This window comes from Bradyrhizobium cenepequi, assembly GCF_020329485.1.
Lineage (GTDB): Bacteria > Pseudomonadota > Alphaproteobacteria > Rhizobiales > Xanthobacteraceae > Bradyrhizobium > Bradyrhizobium cenepequi.
In genome coordinates this window covers 32377-55988 of record NZ_JAGKJI010000044.1, presented here as the reverse complement: position 1 = coordinate 55988, position 23612 = coordinate 32377, and the positions used below count along the sequence as shown (strand labels likewise).

Annotated in this window: 22 protein-coding genes and 1 pseudogene; 12 read left to right on the top strand and 11 right to left on the bottom strand. The window is 65.2% G+C overall.

Going from position 1 to position 23612, the window contains the following annotated elements:
* Positions 1 to 308: 308 nt before the first annotated feature.
* From J6497_RS31900 to J6497_RS31890, 3 genes are all read right to left on the bottom strand, one after another.
* Positions 309 to 1517, bottom strand: a complete 1209-nt coding sequence (locus J6497_RS31900) for an acetyl-CoA C-acetyltransferase (protein ID WP_225708188.1) — start codon at positions 1515 to 1517, stop codon at positions 309 to 311.
* A gap of 76 nt (positions 1518 to 1593) precedes the next feature.
* Positions 1594 to 3384: an acyl-CoA dehydrogenase C-terminal domain-containing protein gene (locus J6497_RS31895; protein ID WP_225708187.1), complete on the bottom strand. Its 1791-nt coding sequence runs from the start codon at positions 3382 to 3384 to the stop codon at positions 1594 to 1596.
* A gap of 125 nt (positions 3385 to 3509) precedes the next feature.
* Complete coding sequence (locus J6497_RS31890; RefSeq protein ID WP_225708191.1) at positions 3510 to 3935, bottom strand: nuclear transport factor 2 family protein; 426 nt, start codon at positions 3933 to 3935, stop codon at positions 3510 to 3512.
* A 151-nt stretch (positions 3936 to 4086) separates the two neighbouring features.
* On the opposite strand from J6497_RS31890, the gene J6497_RS31885 reads away from it, so the two are divergent.
* From J6497_RS31885 to J6497_RS31865, 5 genes are all read left to right on the top strand, one after another.
* Complete coding sequence (locus J6497_RS31885; protein ID WP_225708186.1) at positions 4087 to 4674, top strand: PadR family transcriptional regulator; 588 nt, start codon at positions 4087 to 4089, stop codon at positions 4672 to 4674.
* Between the two features lie 197 nt (positions 4675 to 4871).
* Positions 4872 to 8237, top strand: coding sequence for a tetratricopeptide repeat protein (locus J6497_RS31880; protein ID WP_225708185.1), 3366 nt, complete (start codon positions 4872 to 4874; stop codon positions 8235 to 8237).
* Between the two features lie 116 nt (positions 8238 to 8353).
* Complete coding sequence (locus J6497_RS31875; protein ID WP_225708184.1) at positions 8354 to 9148, top strand: COG3904 family protein; 795 nt, start codon at positions 8354 to 8356, stop codon at positions 9146 to 9148.
* Positions 9149 to 9355: 207 nt separating this feature from the next.
* Entirely contained in the window at positions 9356 to 10285 is a 930-nt protein-coding gene (locus tag J6497_RS31870) for a sulfite exporter TauE/SafE family protein (RefSeq protein ID WP_225708183.1), read from the top strand.
* Positions 10282 to 11064, top strand: a complete 783-nt coding sequence (locus tag J6497_RS31865) for a TIGR02186 family protein (protein ID WP_225708182.1) — start codon at positions 10282 to 10284, stop codon at positions 11062 to 11064. The genes J6497_RS31870 and J6497_RS31865 overlap by 4 nt, the downstream gene beginning before the upstream one ends.
* 12 nt (positions 11065 to 11076) lie before the next feature.
* On the opposite strand, the gene J6497_RS31860 is transcribed toward J6497_RS31865, so the two are convergent.
* Both J6497_RS31860 and J6497_RS31855 read right to left on the bottom strand, forming a co-directional pair.
* Complete coding sequence (locus J6497_RS31860; protein WP_225708181.1) at positions 11077 to 12432, bottom strand: sensor histidine kinase; 1356 nt, start codon at positions 12430 to 12432, stop codon at positions 11077 to 11079.
* Entirely contained in the window at positions 12432 to 13154 is a 723-nt protein-coding gene (locus J6497_RS31855; RefSeq protein ID WP_225708180.1) for a response regulator, read from the bottom strand. Before J6497_RS31855 ends, J6497_RS31860 begins: the two co-directional genes overlap by 1 nt.
* A 186-nt stretch (positions 13155 to 13340) precedes the next feature.
* On the opposite strand from J6497_RS31855, the gene J6497_RS31850 reads away from it, so the two are divergent.
* Together J6497_RS31850 and J6497_RS31845 are read left to right on the top strand one after the other, a co-directional pair.
* Complete coding sequence (locus tag J6497_RS31850) at positions 13341 to 13565, top strand: hypothetical protein (protein ID WP_225708179.1); 225 nt, start codon at positions 13341 to 13343, stop codon at positions 13563 to 13565.
* Between the two features lie 63 nt (positions 13566 to 13628).
* Positions 13629 to 13940 (top strand): cysteine rich repeat-containing protein, encoded by a 312-nt coding sequence (locus J6497_RS31845; protein ID WP_225708178.1) that lies wholly within the window; start codon positions 13629 to 13631, stop codon positions 13938 to 13940.
* A gap of 5 nt (positions 13941 to 13945) precedes the next feature.
* Here the strand turns inward: J6497_RS31845 and J6497_RS31840 are convergent, their stop codons facing one another.
* Together J6497_RS31840 and J6497_RS31835 are read right to left on the bottom strand one after the other, a co-directional pair.
* Positions 13946 to 15292 carry an NRAMP family divalent metal transporter gene (locus J6497_RS31840; RefSeq protein ID WP_225708177.1) on the bottom strand — a complete coding sequence of 449 codons (1347 nt, stop codon included), beginning with the start codon at positions 15290 to 15292 and terminating at the stop codon, positions 13946 to 13948.
* Positions 15293 to 15384: 92 nt separating this feature from the next.
* Positions 15385 to 16305 carry a DMT family transporter gene (locus tag J6497_RS31835; protein ID WP_225708176.1) on the bottom strand — a complete coding sequence of 307 codons (921 nt, stop codon included), beginning with the start codon at positions 16303 to 16305 and terminating at the stop codon, positions 15385 to 15387.
* Positions 16306 to 16414: 109 nt separating this feature from the next.
* On the opposite strand from J6497_RS31835, the gene J6497_RS31830 reads away from it, so the two are divergent.
* Entirely contained in the window at positions 16415 to 17278 is an 864-nt protein-coding gene (locus J6497_RS31830; RefSeq protein ID WP_225708175.1) for a LysR substrate-binding domain-containing protein, read from the top strand.
* Positions 17279 to 17698: 420 nt separating this feature from the next.
* Here the strand turns inward: J6497_RS31830 and J6497_RS31825 are convergent, their stop codons facing one another.
* The gene (locus J6497_RS31825) at positions 17699 to 17839 is read right to left on the bottom strand and encodes a hypothetical protein (protein WP_225708174.1); all 141 of its coding nucleotides are present in this window, start codon (positions 17837 to 17839) and stop codon (positions 17699 to 17701) included.
* A 5-nt stretch (positions 17840 to 17844) separates the two neighbouring features.
* A complete protein-coding gene (locus tag J6497_RS31820; RefSeq protein WP_225708173.1) occupies positions 17845 to 18237 on the bottom strand; it encodes a hypothetical protein in 393 nt (130 codons plus the stop codon).
* 37 nt (positions 18238 to 18274) lie between these two features.
* On the opposite strand from J6497_RS31820, the gene J6497_RS31815 reads away from it, so the two are divergent.
* Positions 18275 to 18457: a hypothetical protein gene (locus J6497_RS31815; protein ID WP_225708172.1), complete on the top strand. Its 183-nt coding sequence runs from the start codon at positions 18275 to 18277 to the stop codon at positions 18455 to 18457.
* Between the two features lie 207 nt (positions 18458 to 18664).
* Here the strand turns inward: J6497_RS31815 and J6497_RS31810 are convergent, their stop codons facing one another.
* On the bottom strand, positions 18665 to 19381 hold the full coding sequence (locus J6497_RS31810) for a Crp/Fnr family transcriptional regulator (RefSeq protein WP_225708171.1): 717 nt from the start codon (positions 19379 to 19381) through the stop codon (positions 18665 to 18667).
* Positions 19382 to 19566: 185 nt separating this feature from the next.
* On the opposite strand from J6497_RS31810, the gene J6497_RS31805 reads away from it, so the two are divergent.
* The 3 genes from J6497_RS31805 to J6497_RS31795 all read left to right on the top strand — a co-directional run bounded on the left by J6497_RS31805 (position 19567) and on the right by J6497_RS31795 (position 21533).
* The gene (locus J6497_RS31805; RefSeq protein WP_225708170.1) at positions 19567 to 20025 is read left to right on the top strand and encodes a pseudoazurin; all 459 of its coding nucleotides are present in this window, start codon (positions 19567 to 19569) and stop codon (positions 20023 to 20025) included.
* 27 nt (positions 20026 to 20052) lie between these two features.
* Positions 20053 to 21228, top strand: a complete 1176-nt coding sequence (locus J6497_RS31800) for an NnrS family protein (RefSeq protein ID WP_225708169.1) — start codon at positions 20053 to 20055, stop codon at positions 21226 to 21228.
* A 155-nt stretch (positions 21229 to 21383) separates the two neighbouring features.
* Complete coding sequence (locus tag J6497_RS31795) at positions 21384 to 21533, top strand: hypothetical protein (protein ID WP_225708168.1); 150 nt, start codon at positions 21384 to 21386, stop codon at positions 21531 to 21533.
* Positions 21534 to 21643: 110 nt separating this feature from the next.
* Here the strand turns inward: J6497_RS31795 and J6497_RS31790 are convergent.
* Positions 21644 to 23611 (bottom strand): annotated as a pseudogene (locus tag J6497_RS31790) (cation-translocating P-type ATPase); the annotation flags it as partial.
* Position 23612: the final 1 nt, after the last annotated feature.

The following is a 23612-nucleotide window of genomic DNA, read 5'->3' as shown; positions in this document are numbered from 1 at the left end:
CACCGTCGTGGCGCGCGGCACGCCGTGGCACGACAAGCCCCCGGCGGCGGCCGCAGCCGCGATCCCATCTCTTGCCTGACCCAGTTTCTTTGTTCGACCGGAGCACCGTTTCTTCGTCCCGACCTGCCGTCTCCACGACGGCGCGCGCAGTGGCCGTCAAGGATGGCCGTTGCCTCAATCTCTCCCCTCGCCACGCTGCCGCCAGGCCACGCCTTGACGGCCGCGAGCACGGCGTCATGCTCAACGGCCGTCGGACAATCCAATTGCCCACAACCTATCGATCTAATGGTTGCTACGACAATGTCGCCTTAAACCCGCTCGATGATCGTCGCGGTGCCCATGCCGCCGCCGATGCATAGCGTCACCAGCGCGGTCGACTTGTCGGTACGCTCGAGTTCGTCGAGCACGGTGCCCAGGATCATCGCGCCGGTCGCGCCAAGCGGATGGCCGAGCGCGATCGCGCCGCCATTGACGTTGATCTTGGCGTTGTCGATGTCGAAGGCCTGGATGTAGCGCAGCACCACCGAGGCGAAGGCTTCGTTGAGCTCGAATAGATCGATGTCCGACGTCTTCATGCCGGAGCGCGCGAACAGCTTTTCGGTAACGTCGACCGGTCCGGTCAGCATCATCGCGGGCTCCGAGCCGATATTGGCGAAGGCCCGGATTTTTGCCCGCGGCTTGAGGCCGTGTTTCGCGCCCGCTTCCTTGCTGCCGAGCAGCACCGCGCCGGCGCCGTCGACAATGCCGGAGGAATTGCCGGCGTGGTGCACATAGTTGACCTTCTCGATCTCCGGATGCGACTGCACCGCCACCGCATCGAACCCCGCCATCGCGGCCATTGCCGCAAAGGAGGGCTGCAATTGCGCCAGCGACTGCATCGTCGTCGAAGGCCGCATGTGCTCGTCCTTGGCGAGGATGGTGAGGCCATTGACGTCCTTCACCGGCACGACCGATTTGTCGAACCGGCCCTCGTCCCAGGCCGTCGCCGCGCGCTGCTGGCTCTGCACCGCGTAGGCGTCGACGTCGTCGCGCGAAAAGCCATATTTGGTCGCGATCAGGTCGGCCGAGACGCCCTGCGGCATGAAATAGGCCGGCACCGCCATCGAGGGGTCCATCGGCCAGGCGCCGCCGGACGCGCCGATGCCGACGCGGCTCATCGACTCCGCGCCGCCGCCGATCACGAGCTCATGCTGCCCACTCATGACCTGAGCCGCGGCAAAGTTCACGGCATCAAGCCCCGAAGCGCAGAAGCGGCTGATCTGCACGCCCGGCACCTTCTCACCCAAGCCGGACTTGAGCGCCGCGAAACGAGCCATGTCGGAGCCGGCCTCGCCGACGGGATCGACGATGCCGAGAACGACGTCGTCGACAACGTCTTCGGCCAGATTGTTGCGTTCCTTCAGCGCCTTGAGCGGCACGGTGGCGAGCGACAGCGCCGTGACTTCATGCAGCGCGCCATCGGGCTTGCCGCGGCCGCGCGGGGTACGAACGTGATCGTAGATATATGCCTCAGGCATGACGCCCTCCTTATATGAGGATCATAATATTATAGCCGAACCGCGCCGAAATCGCGAGCTGGCCATGGAAGTTTGTTCAGAAAGCCTCCGCGGCCAGTTCCATCGTGGTGTCACTGCCGCTCTGGATGCGCGCAAGATGCACGGCGGTCTCCGGCAGCAGCTTCTCCATGAAGAAGCGGCCGGTGACGAGCTTGGTCGAGAGGTAAGGCGTTGCGCCGCCGGCGGCGATCTTGTCCTGCACCACCTTCGCCATCCGCGCCCACATATAGGCGAGCGCGACCAGGCCGAACAATTTCATGTAGTCGGTCGCAGCAGTGCCGGCATTGTCCGGCTTGGTCATCGCGTTCTGCATCAGCCAGCCGGTCGCCTGCTGCAGATGGCCGAGCGCGGCCGAGAGCGGGGTCACGAACGGCTTCATGGCCTCGTCCGCACCATGCTCTTTGGCGTAAGCGCCGACCTCGCCGAAGAATGCCATCACCGCGCGGCCGCCGTCCCGTGGCAGCTTGCGGCCGACGAGATCGAGCGCCTGGATGCCATTGGCGCCCTCATAGATCATGGAGATGCGGGCATCGCGCACGAACTGCTCCATGCCCTGCTCGGCGATGTAGCCGTGGCCACCATACATCTGCTGCGCCAGTACGGCGTTAGCGAAGCCGGTATCGGTGAGCACGCCTTTCAGGACCGGCGTCATCAGCCCCATATGGTCGTCGGCCTCCCGGCGATCCTTGGGATCGTTGGAGCGGTGGGCGACGTCGCTCTTCAGCGCGGTCCAGAGCACCATGGCGCGCGCCGCTTCGTTGAAGGCGCGGATCGTCAGCAGCGTGCGGCGAACGTCGGGATGTACGATGATCGGGTCGGCCGGCTTGTCCGGCTCCTTCGTGCCAGTCAGCGAACGGCCCTGCAGGCGCTCACGCGCGTACGCCACTGCGTTCTGGTAGGCGACCTCGGACTGCGCGAGCCCCTGCACGGCGACACCGAGCCGGGCCTCATTCATCATCACGAACATGCCCTGCATGCCCTTGTTCTCCTGGCCGATCAGCCAGCCGGTGGCATTGTCGTAATTCATCACACAGGTGGAATTGCCGTGAATGCCCATCTTGTGCTCGATCGAGCCGCAGGCGACGCCATTGCGCGCGCCGAGCGAGCCGTCGGCATTGACCAGGAATTTCGGCACCACGAACAGCGACACGCCCTTGATGCCGGCCGGCGCGCCTTCGATGCGCGCGAGCACGAGATGGATGATGTTCGCAGTGAGGTCGTGCTCGCCGGCCGAGATGAAGATCTTGGTGCCTGATATCTTGAAACTGCCGTCGGGCTGGCGCACGGCCTTGGTTCGCAACAGTCCGAGATCAGTGCCGCAATGCGGCTCGGTGAGATTCATGGTGCCGGTCCATTCGCCCGCCGCCATCTTCGGAACATAGGTCTTCTTCTGCTCGTCCGTGCCGTGCACCAGCAGCGCCGCCGTCGCGCCCATGGTCAGCCCGCCATACATGGAGAACGCCATGTTGGCCGAGATCTGGAATTCGTTGACCGCCTGGCTCAGCGTCACCGGCAGGCCCTGCCCGCCATATTCGGTCGGCGCCGAGAGTCCGAGCCAGCCGCCTTCGGCCACCTGCTTGAAGGCTTCCTTGAAACCCTTCGGCGTCGTCACCGAGCCGTCGTCATGGCGCTTGCAGCCTTCGAGGTCGCCGACACGGTTGAGCGGCTGCAAGACTTCCTCGGAGAGCTTCGCCGCCTCGCCCAGGATTGCTTCGCGCACATCGGCCGATGCATCGGTGAAACCCGGCAGGTTGTCATAGCGGTCGATCTGGAAGACATCGTTGAGCAGGAAGCTCACATCTTCGACTGGGGCTTTGTAGATCGGCATGGTGTGCTCCGGCAGGCAGTTTTTGAATTTGGCGTCGCGGGCAAATGCTCGCAACGTCGCGACCACTAAAGGTTCCCGAAACCGACCTTAGACCTTTCGGTGTTCCGGGGAAGCGATTATCGAGATCAGGACTGCGACTTAGGCTGCGACTTGGCGGCGCTGGCCTCGCCAGCCTGCCGCACCAGTTCTTCTCCCATCAGGCGATGCAGCAGGTTGATCGCCTTCAGCGGGCGCACCATCACCTTGAAATGCGCGATCCGTCCCTCCGCATCGAAGGTGATGATGTCGACCCCGTTGATCTTGATGCCCTCGATCTCGTTCTCGAATTCGAGCACCGCGCCGCTATCGCTGCGCCATTCGCCGCGATAGGCGAAACCGGGGCCGCCCAGCACCTTTTCCGCGCTCGATAGATATTTGAAGGTGATGTCGCGCCCGCGCTGCGGCGTATGTACCACCGGGCTTTCGAACACGGCGTCGGGGTGAAGCAGATCCCAGAGCGCGGCGCGATCGTGGGATTTCATGTAGGCGTACCACTTGTCGAGACCGGTCATTGTCAAAGACGTCTCCTCTTGGCGGAACGTGCAATGGCCCGACCAATGGCGAGCCCGTTTGGTCCTGACCGTCAATATGCACATTGACGCATATGCGCCTATATGCATAAAGTCAAGGATGGTCGAGGAGGTAGAAAAGGAGTGGCGACCAGTGGCGCTGGGTGACGCGATCCTCGCATGCCTGACCGAACGTCCGATGACGGGCTACGAGCTCGCCAAGACGTTCGACGCTTCCATCGGCTTCTTCTGGAAGGCCGACCATCAGCAGATCTATCGCGAGCTTTCCAAGCTGCGCGACCGCGGCCATGTCCAGGCCCGCGAGGTCGTCCAATCGGGCAAGCCCAACAAGCTCGTCTACACGCTGACGACTGAGGGCAAGGCCGCGCTGCGGCACTGGGCGGCACGTCCGAGCGTGCCGGCATCGGTCAAGGACGATCTGCTGGTGCGGCTCTACGCGCTGGACAGCGTCGACATCGAACCGCTGCGCACCGACCTGATGGCGCGCCTGGAACACCACCGCGACCGCTACGAGCGCTACGAGCGCCTGCTCAACAAGCGCTTCCCGCAAGGGGTCGCCTCGCCCGCCGATATGGGCAAGCTGCTCGGGCTTCGTATCGGCCTTCGCCACGAGCGCGTCGTGGCCGAATGGTGTGAAGAGGCCATTGAGGCCCTCTCCGCTCTGGTCAACCGGGCGGCCGTTCAGCCGCTCAAGGCGGGCCAAGGTGACGATAAAGCCTAGTCTGGCGCCGGCAGGTTCCACGCAGAGGTAACTTTAGAGCCCCGTGGGCCATTCCTTAACCCGTTCTTTACCCTAACGCGAAAAAGTCGACAGCTGAGGCAGACGCCCCGCGCGGAATTCGATTGTCTGTTCAATCGGGACGTACGGGGAGGCTGCAGGCGTGGGTGTGGACGCCTTAGTCGGGACCGGACGGAATCATGAATTCGCGTGCATCGTGGAGTGTTGACGGCATCGATCCATCCGTCCGCGAAAGAGCCGAGGATGCGGCTCGCCGCGCGGGCATGACGCTGAACGACTGGCTCAATTCCACCATCGGCGAGCCGGCGCCGCCGGATTCCCGCACTGCTCCCTCGCGGCCGGCGGTATCGAGCCAGGCAAGCGTCGCCGACATTCATCAGCGGCTCGACGCGATCACCCAACAGATCGATCGGCTCTCGCAGCCCGCGCCGCGAAATGATGCCCCGCGCAGCGACACCGCGCGTGGCCAATCCAACGTTGCGCGCCAGCTCAACGACGCGATCTCCCGGCTCGATGCGCGGCTTTCGCAGATCTCAAATCCGGCCGCGGTGCGCCAGCCCCAGGTACCGGACCGGCAACGCCAGGCGGAAGCTGTCGAGCGCGCCGCCGCGAAGGTCTACCGTCCGTCGCCGCCCTTAAGTCCCGCCTCCTTCGATTCCGCGATCGCGGAGATCGCCGCACGCCAGAACGAGCTCGACGGTCCGCCGCAGCGGCCAATGCCGCCGCGCCACGCGCAGCCGATGGACTCGGGCGTTCCGCCGATGGCCGCGCATGCCCCGCCCGTCGCACCGCCACCCGCTGCGCCGGCACCGGCCGGCCCGGATTTCTCCTCGCTGGAGCGTTATCTGGTCAAGATCACGAGCCAGATCGAGGCGCTGCAACGGCCCGATCATGTCGAGCAGTCGATCGCCGCCTTCCGCAGCGAGCTTGCGGAAATCCGCGCGGCGATCACCGAGGCGCTGCCGCGCCGCGCGATCGAGTCGCTCGAAAGCGAGATCCGCTCGCTGTCGCGCCGCATCGACGACAACCGGCAGAACGGTGCCGACAGCCAGGCGCTCACCGGCATCGAGCGCGCGCTGTCCGAAATCCGCGAGGTGCTGCGCTCGCTCACCCCCGCCGAGCAGCTTGCGGGCTATGACGAGGCGATCCGCAATCTCGGCGCCAAGCTCGATTTGATCCTGCGCACCAACGACGATCCCTCGACAGTGCAGCAGCTCGAGAGCGCAATCGGCGCGCTCCGCACCATCGTCTCCAACATCGCCTCCAACGACGCACTGGCGCGGCTCACCGAGGACGTGCAGACGCTGTCGGCCAAGGTCGACGAGCTCGCGCGCGCCGGCAACCACGGCGATGCGTTTGCAGTCCTCGAACAGCGGATCGCCGCGTTGGCCTCGACCCTGGAAAGCCGCGAGCGGCCGGCGCCAACCGAACACTCGCAACATCTCGAAGAGGCCGTGCGTGCGCTGTCGGAGCGCATCGACCGCATGCAGGTCGGCAACGATAGCGCGTCCGCATTCGCCCATCTCGAGCAGCGCGTCTCGTACCTGCTCGAGCGCCTGGAAACTTCTTCCAATCCGCAGTCTGGCAATTTCAGCCGCGTCGAGGAAGGGCTGCAGGACATCCTGCGCCATCTCGAACGCCAGCACGCCAATCTCGTGTCGCTGGCCGAGGCAAATCGCATCGTCGGCGCGCCGGCGCCGCAGTCGCTCGACCCTGACATCGTCGACTTGGTCAAGCGCGAGTTGTCGGATATCCGCTTCAGCCAATCCGAAACCGATCGCCGCACGCAGGATTCGCTCGAGACGGTGCACAATACGCTCGGCCATGTGGTCGATCGCCTTGCGATGATCGAGAACGATCTGCGCACGGTGCGCTCCGTGCCTGCCGCGCCGGCACCGTCGCCCGAGCCGCCGCGCGCCGCCATGCCGCAGGCCATGGTGCCGCAGCCGAAGCCCGAACTGCCGAATCCCGCGGCTCAGCAGCGCTTCACGGCGGAGGAACACTTCGCGGCGGCGCCGCGCGACTTCCATGCGGCCACGCCGGCCGAGGAAGCCCTCGTTCCGCCGCCGCTGCCACCGCGCGCCATCAGCGAGATCCTGGAGCCGCATGCCGCGGTCCGCGCCGCGCTCGCGCCGGACCTGCCGCCCGATCATCCGCTCGAGCCGGGTACGCGCCCGAGCGGACGGGTGTCGACGCCCACCGAACGCATCGCCGCGTCGGAAAGCGCGATCAGCGAGATTTCGCCTGCCAAGAAAGAGCCGGTCTCCACGTCGAGCTTCATCGCCGCCGCACGCCGCGCCGCCCAGGCCGCGGCCGCCCAGGCCGCCACCGAGAAGGGCGGGCGCAGTGGAGCCAAGGCGGCAACGAGGGCCAAGCCGGCCGACAAGGCCCAAGGCAAGTCCGAGGGCAAGGAGCCCTCGACCATCACGTCAAAGATCCGCTCGCTGCTGGTTGGTGCGAGTGTGGTGGTCATCGTGCTCGGCGCCTTCAAGGTGACGATGATCCTGCTCGATAGCGGCACCGGGTCGCAGATGCCGCCGATGGAAAGGTCGAGCGATGCCCCCGCAGCGGCACAGCCGCCAGCCGACAGTGCGGCCGTCGCACCTGTGCCCGCGCCGGCACCCGCGGCGCCATTGATGACCTCGCCGACCCCGCTCGGCCGGCAATCCAACAACAGCACGGCGCCAAACACGCTCGACGGCACGCAGGTGGCGATCCCGCCGGGGCCCGCGCCGTCCCCATCTCCTGTTGCGAGCAATGACATCACCGGCTCGATCCCCGCACCGATGGGCAGCAGGCTGAGGATGGTGCAGGTGCCGCCGAGCGAGCGGCTGCCTGACGCCATCGGCGGCCCTGTGCTGCGCGCTGCGGCGCTGAGGGGCGATCCGGCCGCGGCCTACGAGGTCGGCGTGCGCTTCGCCGAAGGCAAGGGCGTTCCGACCAATTATGACGAGGCCGCAAAGTGGTACGAGCGCGCCGCGCAGGCCGGCGTGGTGCCCGCGATCTTCCGGCTCGGGACCTTCTACGAGAAGGGACTCAGCGTGAAGAAGGACGTCGACACCGCGCGGCGCTATTACGTGCAGGCCGCCGAGCGCGGCAATGCCAAGGCTATGCACAATCTCGCGGTGCTCGATGCCGATGGCGGCGGCAAAGGCGCCGACTACAAGAGCGCGGCCCAGTGGTTCCGCAAGGCCGCCGACCACGGCGTCGCCGACAGCCAGTTCAATCTCGGCATCCTCTATGCACGCGGCATCGGTGTCGAACAGAACCTGGCCGAGTCCTTCAAGTGGTTCAGCCTCGCGGCAGCCCAGGGCGACGCGGACGCCGGCCGCAAGCGTGACGATGTTGCCAAGCGCCTCGACGCACAATCGCTCGCAGCGGCCAAGCTCGCGATCCAGACCTTCACCGCCGAGCCGCAGCCCGACAACGCCGTCAACGCCGCGACCCCGCCGGGCGGGTGGGACTCGGCGACCGTAAAGCCCAATGCGGCTAAGCCTGCGGCTAGAGCAACATCGCCGAAGCGGACCGCCTCGGTCGCTCATTAAAATTATGACAGGCGCACGACGCCGCGGCGCGGCGTCGCCATATGTATCTCAGCGCTGAAGCTGTGTAGAAAGACCGCGCCCCCGTGCGGGAAGCTGCCAGCGCCGAGAGGACGAACTTGTCAGCCGAAAACCAGGAAGGCCACCGCCGAAGCCCGCCAACCGGGCCCCGCGTCGCACCGCCTCGCCAGCTCAGCGCTCTGCCGAAGGCGCGGCCGTCTCATCGGGGCGCCTGGAGGTGGTCGATGTGGTCGGTTGTCATATTCGTCCTCCTGATCTCGAGCATCGGCATCCGCGCCTATCGGGACCTGTCGCGGCCCGACGCCTGGGCGTATTGGAAAGACCAGTATTTTTCGCCGAGCCTCCGTTCGCGACTGATCGCCAGGGCCGATCTTGGCGGGGCGGTCGGTTCTCGGCCCGCCTTGGCCATCCGAGGAGAGTTCGGTCCGGCCGCCGCGAACTGGTTCCGCGACAGGCTGGACGAAGCACATCTCGCGCCCGGCGATGTCGTCCTTCTGTCATCTCCGGGCGGCGATTTGAACCAAGCGCTTATCATCGGCGAAATCATCAGGTCCCGCGGGCTGACAACGGCCGTCGGCGTCGCTGATGCTTCGGGCCGGGTCCGGCCCGCCTATTGCGCCAGCGCCTGCGTCCTCGCCTATGCCGGCGGCACCACTCGCTACGGCATCGCGGGCTCGACGCTGGGCGTCCACCGGTTCGTCACGACGACGCCGGTTGCCGACCCCGTCGCCGACACCCAGCGCGTCACCGGGACCGTCCTGCACTACATGACCCGAATGGGCGTGTCCTCCACCGTCATCGAGGCGATGTCACAAACCAGGGACATCCGCTGGCTCGGCACCAAGGAGGCCAAGGCAATGAACCTGATCACCGATCCGATCGGCCGGCCGTGAGGCGAGGCCCGGCCGAGGTGCGACAAAAAAGTCCGCATTGGTGGATTCTATAGTCCCTCACCGCGGCGATTTCGGTTATGCAGGGACGCGGCAACCGATCCGCGCCCGCGTCCCGCGTCGGATTCCGCTGCCCGCAAGCCCGATCAGAAAACCGCGCCGTGGAATGGCCGTGCGCCAGCCCCGCGGCATTATAAGAAGCGACCGCGCGTGCAGCTCTACCTCCCGATCGCCGATATTCCCGTCAATGTCTTCCTCGTGCTGGCGATGGGCGCGGCGGTCGGTTTCGTCTCCGGCATGTTCGGCATCGGCGGCGGCTTCCTGATGACGCCGCTCCTGATCTTCGTCGGCATCGCGCCAGCGGTTGCGGTCGCCTCCGTCGCAAGCCACATCGCGGCCTCCTCCTTCTCCGGCGCGATCTCCTATTGGCGCCGCCGCGCCATCGACCCGACGCTGGCGTTGATCCTGTTGAGCGGCGGCACGATCGGCACCGCGCTCGGGGTATGGACCTTCACCTATCTGCGCTCGCTCGGCCAGCTCGACCTGATGATCGGGCTGTCCTATGTCGTGCTGCTCACCTCGGTTGGCGGGGCGATGGCCTATGAGGGCCTGCGCGCGATGCTGCGCACCCGCCGCGGCGGCGCTGTCACGCTGCGCCGCCCGGGCAGCCATGGCTGGATCCATGGCCTGCCGCTGAAGATGCGCTTCAAGCGCTCGAAGATCTATCTCTCAATCATTCCCGTCATCTTTGTCGGCCTCGTGATCGGCTTCATCGGCGCCATCATGGGCATCGGCGGCGGTTTTATCCTCGTCCCCTTGATGATCTACCTGCTGCGAGTACCGACCTCGACCGTGATCGGCACCTCGATGGTGCTGACGCTGGTGACGATGATCTTCGCGACCATGCTGCACGCGGTGACCAACCACCTGGTCGATGCTGTGCTGGCGTTGATCCTGATGGTCGGCGGCGTTACCGGGGCGCAGTTCGGCGCGCGGGCGGGGCAGAAGATCCGCGGCGAGCATCTGCGGCTGTTGCTCGGGCTCCTGGTGCTCGCGGTCGGCATCCGCTTTGCGGTGGAACTCGTGATCCGCCCCACCGATCTCTTCACCATCCGCGAAACCGGCGGAGGTGCGCCATGACCGCGCGCGCGCTTCTCGTTCTCGCCAGCCTGCTCGTCGCGATCTTCGCCGCGAGCCCTGCCCGTGCGGAGCGGCTGATTGTCTCGGTCTCGAACCACCGTGTCACGGTGACGCCGAATTATTCCGGCGAGGAGCTGGTGCTGTTCGGCTCGGTCGAGAGGGATGCCGACACGCCACTCGGCCGCACCAATTACGACCTCGTGGTGACCGTGATCGGACCGCGCGCCGACATGGTGACGCGGCGCAAGGAGCGCAGAGTCGGCATCTGGATCAACAGCGATTACCGGCAGTTCCTGCAGGTGCCGACCTATCTCGCGCTGTTCTCCAACCGCCCCTTCGACCAGATCGCCTCGCCGGAGGTGCAGCGGCGCCAGCAGCTCGGGCTCAACAATGTGCTGCTGATGCAGCGTGTCGGCCCTGACTATGCCGACGTCGTTCCCGACGACGTCTTCCGCAGCGCCTTCGTGCGGCTGCGCTCCGAGCGCGGGCTGTATCGCCAGGAGACCTCGGCGGTGACGTTCCTCACCCCGACCCTGTTCCGCTCCACCATTCCGCTGCCGGCGGAGGTGCCGATCGGCACCTACAATGTCGAGATCAAATTGTTCACCGACGGTGCGCTGGTGACCAAGGCCGACACCGCCTTCGAGATCGTCAAGGTCGGTTTCGAGCAATTCGTCGCCAACACTGCGCGGCAGAACGGCCTTGCCTATGGCTTCGTGACCGCCGCCATGGCGCTGATGACGGGCTGGATGGCCTCGATCGTATTCCGGCGCGATTGAGCCGGCCCGCGATCACGTCGGCAGAAACACCGGCAGCGCGACCCGCACCCGCGTGCCGCCGTCCGGGGCGTCGGCCATCTCGATCGTGCCGTCATGGGCTTCCATCAGGCTGCGCACGACCGCGAGCCCCAATCCCGCGCCACCGGTCGCACGATTGCGCGAGGTTTCGAGCCGATTGAACGGCTCCAGCATGGCTTGTCGTCGGTCGGCGGGAATGCCCGGCCCCTCATCATCGACGGTGAGAATGGCGGAGGCCTGATCGAGCTTCATCCGCACATGCGCGACGTGACCATATTTCAACGCGTTGTCGATGATGTTCGCCACGATACGTCGCAACGCGAGCCGGTCGCCGAGCACGATCGCACCCTTGGCCGCATCATCGATCGCAACATCAACGCGACCGCCTTGGGCGCGCCGGTCGTCGGCTTCGGCGATGACGACGGCTTCGAATTCGACCATCTCTTGGGAAAGCTGCCCGGCGCCGACGCGGCTCGACAGCAATGCATCATCAAGCAACCGGATCATGTCGTCGATATCGGCGATGGCGCGCTGCTGCTCGGCGGCATCAGGGATCTTGTCGACGCGCAGACGGAGCCGCGTCGCAAACGTCCTGACATCGTGCGCGATGCCCCCGACCAGCGTCATGCGCGCGCGCATCATCTCGCCCAAGCGCGCCTGCAGCCGATTGAACGCTGCGATCACCGCGCGGATCTCCGGCGCGCTGCGACGCGCTTCGGGAAGCGACGGCGGATCAGCGGACAGGTCCACCCGATCGACGGCGGCAGCAAGACGCGCCAGCGGCCTGGTCTCGCGCTGCATGATCAGCAAGGCGATCAGCCCGATGATGGTCCCGATCAATCCCGCACCGAGACCAACCGGCAAGCCGAGACGCGTCACCGGCAGGCGCGTGGATGCATCGACTACCAGCGTCTCCCCGGTACGCAATCCAACCCTCAACTCGACGGCATTCGATATCACCCTGCCCAACCGCGGAAACCGCCGGCCATTGCTCGCAGCGGGCGCCGGTGCGACGCTGACGTCGCGTCCGGGCAGCGCATTGGCGTAGAGCTCACGCAGCCGCACATGCGTATCCTGCGAGCCGGGCTGCGGGTCCAGTGTCGCGCCGGAAGCATCAAGGCGCACGGCAAATTGCGGAGATGACACGGCCTGCAGGATCAACCGGCGCTTGTCCGGCGCCGAGCGTTCGATCAACTCGGCAATCGCCGAGAGCCGCAGTGGAGAGGGCCGCGCAAATTCGCCTTCCCGCACCGAAGTGAGATAGAAGGCGGTGGTGATCAAGAGGCTGATGGCGAACAGCGCGACGATCGCGATCAGGGCCAGGCGTGTTGCGAGCGTTATCCGCAGCATCACGACACCTGCTTGACGATCGCGGTGAACAGATAGCCGCCGTTGCGCACGGTGGTGATCAGGTTCGAGCCGGGGCTTGCAGCATCGAGCTTCTTGCGCAATCGCGAGATCAGCATGTCGACCGTGCGATCGAACGGCTCGGCGGACCGGCCGCGCGTCCAATCGAGGATCTGGTCGCGGGTCAGGACCCGGCGCGGCCGCTGTACGAAGCAGCCCAGCAGATCGAACTCTGCGCTGGTGAGCGACAGCGCGGCTTCGGCCGCTTCGCCGAACTGGATGCTGCGCGAATCCAGGTCGATCACAAACCGGTCGAATGCATAGCGACGGACCGGAAGCTTCGCCGGCGCCGCCTTGACACGGCGAAGGATGGCGCGCACGCGCGCCAGCAATTCGCGCGGCGCGAACGGCTTTGACAGGTAATCGTCGGCGCCCATCTCGAGACCGACCACGCGGTCGATCTCATCGCTCTTGGCCGTCAGCATCAGGATCGGGATATCGGCGTCCACGCGCAGCCGCCGGCAGATCGACAGCCCATCCTCGCCCGGCAGCATCAGGTCCAGCACGATCAGGTCCGGACGCACGCGTTGCAGCACCGCGTCCATCGCCTTGCCGCTGTCGGCGCACTCGACCGCGAATCCTTCCCGCCGCAGGAGGTCGGCAACAAGCCGGCTGATCTCGGGATCGTCCTCCACGATCAGAAGCGAAGCTTGAGGCGCTGTCATCGCCGCATTTTGAACAAGGTTGTGCTCGGCGCAAGGCTGCGGCCCGCGTTGTTACATACTGTTACACGGCATCGACAAAGCGATACCGGCCGTTGCGCCCCAGCAATATCGCGCTGACACGCCGCATCCAGTCTCCACGCATGGCTGCCGCAACGGCAGCCGTTATCCATCAAGGAGACCGCGACCATGAAGAAGCTTCTCGCCATGTCCACGCTCGCCGGCCTGCTCTCGATCGCCACCGTCGCCGAGGCCAGCGCCTGGACCCGTTATGGCACCTTCTACGGCCCGCGCGGGGTATCGACCGTGCGCGTGACCGGCGGCTGTGGCTACGGGTATTGCTCGCGCACCGCGGTGCGCACCGGCCCGTATGGCAACAGCTACGTCCGCCGGACCACCGTCTCGCGCTGGTGAGCGCTGCGACTGCCCGAGGCATCGGGCAGTCGTTCCACGACATCTCGACATCAGGAGAACAGCATGTCCCTTTCTTCCACCATCCTGACGCCCCTTCGCATCTTGTCCGTACTGGCGCTCGTAGCAACCGTGACAGCGAGAGCATCGAGAGGCGAAACCCTGATCCCGACGCAATTGCGCAGCGAGGCGAGGACCACGATGCAGACCTGCCGCGGCGACTACAGTCGCCTGTGCAGCAATGTGTCGCCCGGAGGCGGCCGTATCATGGCCTGCCTGCAAAGCCATGCACGTGAGCTCAGCTCGGGCTGCGCGCAGGCGTTGACGCGAACACAGGCATCCAAGGATGGCGGCGGCGCCGGCGCAACGCCGAAATAGCCGAGCTACACCGCGCCAAGGAGCCATCCCGCGCCCATCGCAACCACGCTCAGCAGCATCGCCACAGTCGACAGCCACCCGAGCCAATAGAGCGGGCCGGTGATGACATAGCGGTCCATCACGTCACGGCGGCGCGCCATCACCATCAGCAGCGCCATCACGGGAACGGCGAGCACGCCGTTGATGACCGCGCTCCAGTACAGGGCCGAGATCGGGTTGATCGAGGAAAAATTCAGCGCGATGCCGAAGCCGGCCGACAGCGCCAGCACGGCATAAAATGCGGCGGCCGCCTTCGGCTTGCGCGCCAGTCCCACCGGCCACTGACGTCCCTCACCGACGGCATAGGCGGCCGAGCCCGCGAGCACGGGAATGGCGAGCAGTCCGGTGCCGACGATGCCGAGTGCGAAGATGACTTCCGCGAACGGGCCGGCGATGGGACGCAGCGCCTCTGCCGCCTGCGCCGAGGTCTGGATGTCGGTCTTCCCGGCCACGTGCAGGGTCGCAGCCACCGTGACGATGATCGAGAGTGCGATCAGGTTCGAGAACGCCATACCGATAATCGTATCGGCGCGAATGCGGGAAAACTCCTTCCGCGCACCATAGTGCTTCTCGATCAGCGGGTGCTTCCTGCTATCGACGCGCTGGTCTTCGGCTTCCTGCGAAGCCTGCCAGAAAAACAGGTAAGGCGAGATCGTGGTGCCGAAGATCGCGACGATGGTCGTGAAATAGCTCTCGCTCCAAGTGAGCCTTGGAATGAAAATGCCGGCGAGCGCCTCGCCCCACGAGATGCGCGCGAAGGCGAGGGCCGCGACATAGGCGAACAGGCTCAGTGTCAGCCATTTCAGCACCGCGACATAGCGCTTGTAATCAAGGAAAATCTGGGCCGCCACCGACGTCACCCCGAAAAACAGCACGTAGAGGATGGAGTGCCCGCCGACCAGGAGCGTCGCTGCATCCGCCATGGCGCCGAGATCGGCCGCGATGTTGATCGTGTTGGCGATGAACAATAGCGCGACCACGATGTTGAGCAGCCACAGCGGATAGTGCCGGCGCACGCTACCCGAGATGCCGTGCCCGGTGACGCGGCCGACGCGGGCCGAAATCTCCTGGATCGCCGCCATTAGCGGGAACGTGAACAGCAGGGTCCAGCCGATGCCGTAACCGAGCTGTGCGCCGGCCTGGCTGTAGGTGCCGATCCCGGACGGGTCATCGTCGGAGGCGCCGGTGATCAGTCCGGGACCGAGCGATTTCAGGAAGCGCTTGAGATCGAAGGGCTGGCGCGGCTTGGCCTTGGGGGCCGGCTTATTGCCGGGCTTGCTGTGATTGCCAGTCGATGCCTTGTGTTGCGCCATGCCTGGTCCAGCCGCTGCGACAACGAACCGAACATGGTTCGGTTCCCGGCGCTGTATCTGGCTGGTCCCTGTGTCACAAGCAAGACATGTCGTCAGGCGCGCGATGCAGGCGCGGCGGTGGGACGGGTCACGAGATAGATGCCGAGCGCGACCGGGATGATGCCGAGCAGATCGCGGGACTCGACATGCTCGCCGAGCACGAGGAATGCGAACAACATGCCGAGCGGCGGCATCAGGAAGTGGTAGGCGCTGGCGGAGGTGGCGCCACACACTTTCAACAGATGAAACCACAGCGCGTAAGCCAGGATCGAACCGCCGAACACCAGGAAGACGAATGCGCCGAGCAGCCGCGCACTCGGCACGATCTCGGAGACGCTGGAGAGCGTGAACGCGAACGGCAAGAGCGCAAGGCCGCCGGCGAGATTCTGGATGCCGTTGCCGATCCACAGGCTGCCCTTGGGTGCGAGCAGCTTGAACAGGATGGTGCCGGTGACGATGGAGGCGAGCGAGGCCAGCGTGAACACTATGCCTTCCACATGCTCGCTGCCGACGGAGATCCGATGCCAGACGATGAAGGCGACGCCGGCAACGCCGAGCATCAGCCCTGCGACCTTGCGCCAGGTCAGGGCCTCCCCGAGAAATAGCGCCGCCAGCACCGCCGTGAACACCGGATTGGCCGAGACGATCAGCCCGCCGATCCCGGCGGAGACCGTCTTCAGCCCGGTATAGCCGAGCCCGAGATAGAGCGCGTTGTTGGCAACGCCGAGCACCGAGTAGACCGCAACATCGCGCCAGGAGAACTGCCACGCCTCGCCGCGCAGGGCGAGAAAGCCGAGGATCAGGGTGCCGGCGAGCGAAAATCGCGCAGTCAGCAGGATCAGCGGCGGGCAATTGGTGACGCCGATCTTGCCGGCAATGAAGGCGTAACTCCAGAGCAGGCAGAACAGGGCGATCAGGAGCGGCAGCGGATTGAAGCCGGGACGGGAAACCGCGACCGGGGGCGCGAGCGACATTGAGGTGTCCTTCGGGAATTCTCTTTGCCCTTCCACGTAGGCCCTCGCCTTCACATTTGGAAATTAAATGGTAGACTGACATCCAGTAGATTTCTGAATAGGTGCCGCCATGTTCGATTTGGAGCTGCTGCGCAGTTTCGTCTCGGTGGTCGATGCCGGAGGCTTCACCCGTGCCGGCGAGCGCGTCCACCGCACGCAATCCACCGTCAGCCAGCAGATCAAGCGGCTCGAGGAGGATGTCGGCCAGCCGCTCCTGGTCCGCAACGGCAAGGACGTCACCCCGACCGAAGCCGGCGAGCGGCTGCTGTCCTATGCGCGGCGGCTGCTCGCGCTCGCCGAAGAGGCGCGCGATGTCGTGACGCGGCCGACATATCAGGGGGCGATCCGGCTAGGCATCCCCGAGGATTTCGCCGCCTATCGGCTGACAAAGCTGCTCGGCGCCTTCTCGCGTTCGCATCCGACGCTCCGGCTCGACGTGCGCGCCGACCAGAGCATGAACCTGCAGCGCGATCTCAATCGCGGCGAGCTCGATCTTGCGCTGCTCAAGCGCAGCGCCGGCGAGAAAGGCGCGATCGCGGCGTGGCCGGAACGGGTGCATTGGGTCACCGGCAAGACGCATCCGCGCGACACTCGCACCGGCTCGGTGCCGCTGATCGGCTTTCCTGCCGGCTGTCTCTACCGGGCCGGCGCGATTCATGCGCTGGAGAGCGCAGGCCGCTCCTGGCACATGGCCTATACGTCCTCGAGCCTGTCGGGCATCCAGGCGGCGGTCGCCGCCGGCATGGGCCTGAGCATTCTTTCGGAGATCGCGATCCAGGCCGATCACCGCATGCTCACGACCAAGGACGGCTTTGCGCCGATCGACAAGACCGAACTCGCCCTGCTCGCCTGCCCCGCCGCCAGCCCCGCCACACTGCGGCTTGCCGACAGACTCGCCGAATTCTGCGACACCGTGCAGGCGAAGGCGGCGTAGTTTTGCGTTGTCGAGCACGGAGCCGTAGGGTGGGCAAAGGCGCATTAGCGCCGTGCCCACCACCAGCACTCCGCTCCTGATGGTGGGCACGCTTCGCTTTACCCACCCTACCTCGTCGCTTCTTCCCTTGTGGGAGAAGGTGGCGCGCATGAAATGCGCGACGGATGAGGGGTTGTCTCCGCGGGCGACGGCGCTCGTGGAGAGAGATCCCTCACCCAAGCGAGTTCGTGGCCGGCGCCGGAGCTGCCCTCTCCCACAATGGGCGCATTGATCGGCACCGGGAAAGCGTCGTGTCGCGCACTCTCCCCATTGTCGTCATTGCGAGCCACCGGGTCGGCGCGTAGCGCCGCCCGGTGGCTCGCAATGACGGCAGGCACATTCCAGCGCGGCGAACTTAGGCTTGTTGATAGCCAGGCTCGATCACGGCGCCACGGTGCTGCGGGCGAATTGCTTCGTGACCGGCCGTTCGCTATGCGGCGAACCGAGGGCGGTCCAGATCACGGCGGCGATCGCGAGTGCGGTCAGGATGTAGGGGGCAGCGTTCGGGCTTCTGTTTTTCATTCGTCTTATCCGGCGAGTGGGCGCGTATGCATGCCGAGCTGGCTCGACCGGCGTGACGGTTGATGGGTCAGGCTGACGCGATCGCCCCGCATGATCGAACCCGGTTGTTTGACAACAACGACGGTAGCGGGCGACGGTTTCTGGAAATCTTCGGCGCTGCGCGAAAATAGCGTCGTCGCGAGCGCCATTGTTTGGTCGGCTGTGGACGGATGAAACGGCGTCACAGAATTGCGACATTCGCTGAGAACCGGCGACATCCGAACCTGCTCTAAAATACCGACTGGATTTTCGTTTGTAAGCGACTTCTGCTGCACGAATACTTTGTCGGCATTGGGACGGCGCACAAACTTAGCCACTAAAAAGTATTTGATTTTAGATGGCGCAATCGTCCATGCCATCACTGTGCATGACAGACCGATGACACGGGGACCTTGTGTGACTACCAAATCGCCAAAACTTCTCGAAAGCAGCCAACGTCGCAAATCGGCACAGGAAGAGGTGGCCCGTTCGCTTGAGCGCGAACTTGACCTTCTGGCCGAAGAACGGAAGGATCGCGCCCGGCTGCTCGGACTGGATTCGGCACTGGCCGCGCCGAATCTCAACAAGACCGGCGAGTAGCCGACCACCACACGCTGGGCAGGCCAGATCAACCTGCCCGGCGCACCGACCGCCAAGGCTGTCAGCAATAGCAAACGCGGACGGACCGCCGTTCGACGACGAGGCGGAATCCGAGGTTCGCGGGTGACACGCCGACGACACAACCTCCGGTTCAGTTCGTTGGATGAAATCGGTCATCCAGGTCCAGTGCGCGCCGTGTGGCGTCCGTCAGCCACCGGATCTTTCGGAGGGCACGCGGCCTTCGGCCAGCGCGAACAATTTGTGAGGATCACGCAGCACGATGCGCTGGCGGCCGCCTTCAACGAGGCCCCGCTGCTCCCATGCGCTCAAGATACGGCTCACCGTATGCAGCGTCGTGCCGGTCATCTCGGCGACGTCCTGCCGACTGATCGGAAAATCGATCTCGACACCGGTCTCGATCTTGCGGCCTGCCTGATTCGCCAGCCGCAGCAGCGCATGCGCGACGCGCTGCTCGACCTGCTCGCTCGACATCTCGATGACGCGGGCCTGCGTATCCTGCAGCCGGCTGCCGACCGTCTGCAGCGCGTTCGCCGCGAGGCTCGGGAACTTCGAGGTCAAGCGCGGCCACGCTGCCGATGGCCAGCACAGCGCGATGCTGTCGACCGCGGCCACCGCGGTTGCCGGATAGTGCTTTAGCGCCAGCGCCTGCGCCACGCCGAAAATCTCGCCGGGCGAAACGTAGCGGACGACGATCTGCTGTCCCTGCGGCGTGGTCTTCTCCACGCGGAGATGGCCGTGCAATAGCACGAAGAAGGCATCGGCCTCGGCGCCCTGGTGAAAGACCGCGCTGTCCTTTGGATACCGGATGGAGCGCGCTTCCCGCAGCACTTCGTCGAGTTCCGCCGGGCCAAGCCCGGCGAACAGCGCGAGGTCAGCCACGACAGATCGGTCCACAGGCGGCATGGTGCTCTCTTCGTACGAAACCGGCGGCGCGGAACCTAAAGCCGCGGCCTCCTCGAGGCAACTACGGGCGGAACCGGAGGCCAAAACGATAATCCTCCAGAACGTTGTCCTGACGCAAATCGCGCAAGGCCCCGGAACGCTAAGGCTCAATACACCCACATTAATAAGGTTTCGAGGAGTTTAATATGCGCAGAACGATACCTCTGGCGGCAGCCGCCATGCTGGCCATGACCAGCCTCGCCGCCGCTGCCGAGATCGAGGTCAAGATGCTCAACAGGGGCACTGAAGGGGTAATGGTGTTCGAGCCGGCCCTGGTCAGGGCCGAGCCGGGCGACACCGTCAAGTTCGTCGCCACCGACAAGGGCCACAACGCCGAGACCATCAAGGGCATGCTGCCCGATGGCGCCACCGCCTTTGCCGGCAAGAACGGCGAGGACGTCAGCGTCAAATTCGAGCAGCCCGGCGTCTACGGCATCAAGTGCTTGCCGCATTACGGCATGGGCATGGTCGCGATGGTCGTGGTGGGCACGCCCGGCAATCTAGACCAGGCGAAGGCCGTGCCGCAGACCGGCAAGGCGAAGCAGGTGTTCGCGACGCTGTTCGCGAAGCTCGATGCCGGCAAGACCGCCGAGGCGGGAAAGTAGAAACAAGCAGACGGACGGATGCCAGCGATGTCGATCCCAAGATTGCGCGATTATCAAGGGCCGGCCGTGCTATCCTACGGCTTCCGTCCGTTCTTCCTGCTCGGCGCGGCCTATGCCGGCGCCATCATCCTGATCTGGCTGCCGGTGTATGCAGGTCATCTGGCGCTGACCATGGCATTCTCGCCACGCGACTGGCATGTGCATGAGATGCTGTTCGGCTATGTCAGCGCCGTGATCGGCGGCTTCCTGTTGACGGCGGTGCCGAACTGGACCGGACGATTGCCGCTGCAAGGCAATGCGCTCGCAATACTGGTTTCGACCTGGATCGCCGGGCGGCTCGCGATTCTCCTCTCGGCATCGATCGGATGGGCGGCGACCGCCGTGATCGACGTTGCGTTCCTCACGCTGCTCGCGATGGCCGCGGCACGCGAGATCGTGGCGGGACGCAAGTGGAACAACATCCCGGTCGTGGCGATCGTTTCACTGCTCTCGCTGGCCAATGTGGCCTTCCACCTCGAGGCGCATTTCAATGGGCTTGCCGAATATTCGACGCGGTTTGCGATCGCGCTGGTGATCATGCTGGTCACGCTGATCGGCGGCCGCATCGTTCCGAGCTTCACGCGCAACTGGCTGGCGCGCCAATCCGCCGGCCATATGCCGACACCGTTCGGCCGCTTCGACAGCATCACGGCCGCGATCGGCGCCATCGCGCTCTTCTCGTGGGTCGCGATGCCCTCAGGTCGACTCCCCGCGGTGCTGCTATTGACCGCCGGCGTCCTCCACCTGATCCGGCTTGGCCGCTGGGCTGGATACCGGACCCTGTCCGACCGCCTGGTGCTGATCCTGCATCTGGCCTACGCTTTCATACCGGTGGGCTTCATCCTGACCGGCCTCGCCGCCATCGACCTCGTTCCGGTGGGAGCCGGAATCCATGCCTGGACCGGCGGCGCCATCGGCGCGATGACGCTTGCGGTGATGACCCGCGCCACGCTCGGCCATACCGGCCGCGCGCTGCAAGCCTCTGCGGGCACGCAGGTGATCTATGCTGCGATCGTCACCGCTGCACTCGCACGCATCTGCGCCTCGCTCGAACCCGCGCACATGATCCCGCTGCTCACGGTCGCCGGCGCCGCCTGGGCGATCGCCTTCATCGGCTTCGTCGCGCTCTACGGTCCGGCGCTGTGCTCGCCGCGAAAGGCGTGACCTTTCGACGCGGATTTGCGGTGCCTGAAGTGGTGATCGACTGCGTCCGACGGGACTGCTGCCGCCCCTATTTAGGGGCAATTTCACCAATTCGCGTTAATCCTTTCGGAACCATCGGCGGCCGAAGCCGCCGAAAGCTCCAGAACAGGTGTGCGATGTTCGGCAATCTCAGGATTTCCTCCAAGCTGATGATCATGGTCGGCGTTTCCGTGCTCGGGATCGTCACGGTGGCCTTTGTCGGCCTGCAGACGGCGATGCTGCGAAGCAAGGTCGACGGCTTCCTCGCCAATATCCGCGCAGCGTGAGAGTTCAGCTCGGCTCCAGCACTGAAGGCACGTCTGGCAGTCGCGGCCGCAAATTGATTTGACCGGACTCCATAGAGCCGCTTACTGCGGTGGCATTGCGTGTTTGGCGGTTATGCGCGCGTCAAACGGACGCTCGAAAGGCCGATCCCCCGCATCACGATCTTGCTCAGTTGACGCAGCCACAAGACCGAGCTTGCGACCACCGCGCAGAGCAGCCAGTCGCCCGCGCTCAAGATGACGGTCGAAAACGCTTCCTGGAGGAAAGGCGCATAGATCACGAACGCGTGCAGCACGAGCGAAAGCACCACCGCCGCCCAGAGCCAGCCATTGGTGAACAGACTATGAAATGCGCTGACTTCGTCGGAACGTGCATTGAAAACGTTGAACAGTTGAAACAGCACCAGCGTCGTGAAAGCCATGGTCCGCCCATAGGCAATCGTGCCCGAACCTTCGATCAGGCCGCCTGGAACCGAGGCGTCCAGCACCAGCAATGTGCCTGATGCCATGATGATCCCGACCAGGAAAATCCCGCCCCACATCTGACGCGTCATGACACCCTCATCGCGCGGGCGTGGCGGGCGCTGCATGATGGCCGGGTCCGCCGGGTCGACGGCGACGGCGAGCGCGGGCGTACCGTCAGTCACCAGGTTGATCCAGAGGATCTGCGTCGCCAGCAGCGGAAGCACGACGACACCGCCGGCGGCGGAAAGTCCGATTGCATCCGCCAGCACGACGCCGAAGAACATCGTCATCACCTCGCCGATATTCGACGACAGCAGGTAACGCAGGAATTTCCGGATATTGGCGAAGATCGCGCGTCCCTCCTCGACGGCGGCGACGATGGTAGCGAAGTTGTCGTCGGCCAGGACCATGTCGGCGGCCTCCTTGGAGACATCGGTGCCGGCGATGCCCATCGCGACGCCAATGTCGGCCGCCTTCAGCGCCGGGGCATCATTGACGCCGTCGCCGGTCATCGCCACGGTTTCCCCTGCCCGCTGCAATGCCTTCACGATACGGAGCTTGTGACTGGGATTGACGCGGGCATAAACCGAGACTTCCTGTACGGTGCGATCGAGGTCTTGCTCCGTCATGGCTTCGAGCTCGGCGCCGGAAATGGCGCGCTGACCGGAGGTGATGATGCCGAGTTCAGCGGCGATGATCGCCGCGGTCCTGGGATGATCGCCGGTAATCATGATCGGGCGGATTCCCGCTGCCCGGCTGCGGGCAACTGCATCGCGGGCTTCCCGGCGCGGCGGATCGATCATGCCGATCAGGCCGAGAAAGACGAGGTGCTGCTCCACGTCTTCGTCGAATGCATCGGGCGGCTTTCGATCCGCCGGCAGCGAGCGTAACGCAACACCAAGCGTCCGCAGTGCTTCCTCGGCCAGCGCATCATTGCTCACCATGATCTCCGACTTACGCGCGTCGGTGAGCGCGACCGCGTCCTGTCCGACGAGTTCGTGGCTACAGCGCGCGAGCAGGATATCGGGCGCGCCCTTGGTCACCGCAATCAGGCGATCGCGCCGCTCCGCATCCGTATGCACCGTGCTCATCAATTTGCGCTCGGACGAGAACGGAATCTCGCCGATCCGGGCAAAGCGGTGATCGAGCGCGTCAGGGTGCAGGCCGGCCTTGCATGCGGCGACGATCAACGCGCCTTCGGTCGGATCGCCCTGCACGATCCAGGTGCCGTCGCGTTCTTCAAGTATCGCGTTGTTGGCGCGTTCGGCCGCCGTCAGCGTGCGCTCGAGCTCGAACTGCAATGCGCCCTTGTCCGATGCATCGCCAACAAGATGCACCTCTCCCTCCGGCGCGTAGCCGGTACCGGAGAGATTGGTGCAGCCGCTCGCCGTCACGACCCGGCGCACGGTCATCTCGTTCCGGGTCAAGGTGCCGGTCTTGTCGGATGCGATGACGGTCGCCGAGCCGAGCGCTTCTACCGCGGCGAGGCGGCGGATGATGGCGTTCTTCCTCGCCATCCGCTGCATGCCGATCGACAGCACGGCGGTGACCACCGCCGGCAATCCTTCCGGAACCGCCGCGACCGCCAGCGCCACGCCGAGCAGCAGCACCGCGAAC

Bases quoted from the DNA above. Each gene is read 5' to 3' on its own strand.
- J6497_RS31900 (WP_225708188.1), bottom strand. From the start codon at position 1,517: ATGCCTGAGGCATATATCTACGATCACGTTCGTACCCCGCGCGGCCGC.
- J6497_RS31855 (WP_225708180.1), bottom strand. From the start codon at position 13,154: ATGACAGCGCCTCAAGCTTCGCTTCTGATCGTGGAGGACGATCCCGAG.
- J6497_RS31850 (WP_225708179.1), top strand. From the start codon at position 13,341: ATGAAGAAGCTTCTCGCCATGTCCACGCTCGCCGGCCTGCTCTCGATC.
- J6497_RS31810 (WP_225708171.1), bottom strand. From the start codon at position 19,381: ATGCCGCCTGTGGACCGATCTGTCGTGGCTGACCTCGCGCTGTTCGCC.
- J6497_RS31865 (WP_225708182.1), top strand. From the start codon at position 10,282: ATGACCGCGCGCGCGCTTCTCGTTCTCGCCAGCCTGCTCGTCGCGATC.
- J6497_RS31835 (WP_225708176.1), bottom strand. From the start codon at position 16,305: ATGTCGCTCGCGCCCCCGGTCGCGGTTTCCCGTCCCGGCTTCAATCCG.
- J6497_RS31860 (WP_225708181.1), bottom strand. From the start codon at position 12,432: ATGCTGCGGATAACGCTCGCAACACGCCTGGCCCTGATCGCGATCGTC.
- J6497_RS31820 (WP_225708173.1), bottom strand. From the start codon at position 18,237: ATGGCATGGACGATTGCGCCATCTAAAATCAAATACTTTTTAGTGGCT.
- J6497_RS31800 (WP_225708169.1), top strand. From the start codon at position 20,053: ATGTCGATCCCAAGATTGCGCGATTATCAAGGGCCGGCCGTGCTATCC.
- J6497_RS31890 (WP_225708191.1), bottom strand. From the start codon at position 3,935: ATGACCGGTCTCGACAAGTGGTACGCCTACATGAAATCCCACGATCGC.
- J6497_RS31845 (WP_225708178.1), top strand. From the start codon at position 13,629: ATGTCCCTTTCTTCCACCATCCTGACGCCCCTTCGCATCTTGTCCGTA.
- J6497_RS31840 (WP_225708177.1), bottom strand. From the start codon at position 15,292: ATGGCGCAACACAAGGCATCGACTGGCAATCACAGCAAGCCCGGCAAT.
- J6497_RS31805 (WP_225708170.1), top strand. From the start codon at position 19,567: ATGCGCAGAACGATACCTCTGGCGGCAGCCGCCATGCTGGCCATGACC.
- J6497_RS31795 (WP_225708168.1), top strand. From the start codon at position 21,384: ATGTTCGGCAATCTCAGGATTTCCTCCAAGCTGATGATCATGGTCGGC.
- J6497_RS31895 (WP_225708187.1), bottom strand. From the start codon at position 3,384: ATGCCGATCTACAAAGCCCCAGTCGAAGATGTGAGCTTCCTGCTCAAC.
- J6497_RS31880 (WP_225708185.1), top strand. From the start codon at position 4,872: ATGAATTCGCGTGCATCGTGGAGTGTTGACGGCATCGATCCATCCGTC.
- J6497_RS31830 (WP_225708175.1), top strand. From the start codon at position 16,415: ATGTTCGATTTGGAGCTGCTGCGCAGTTTCGTCTCGGTGGTCGATGCC.
- J6497_RS31825 (WP_225708174.1), bottom strand. From the start codon at position 17,839: ATGAAAAACAGAAGCCCGAACGCTGCCCCCTACATCCTGACCGCACTC.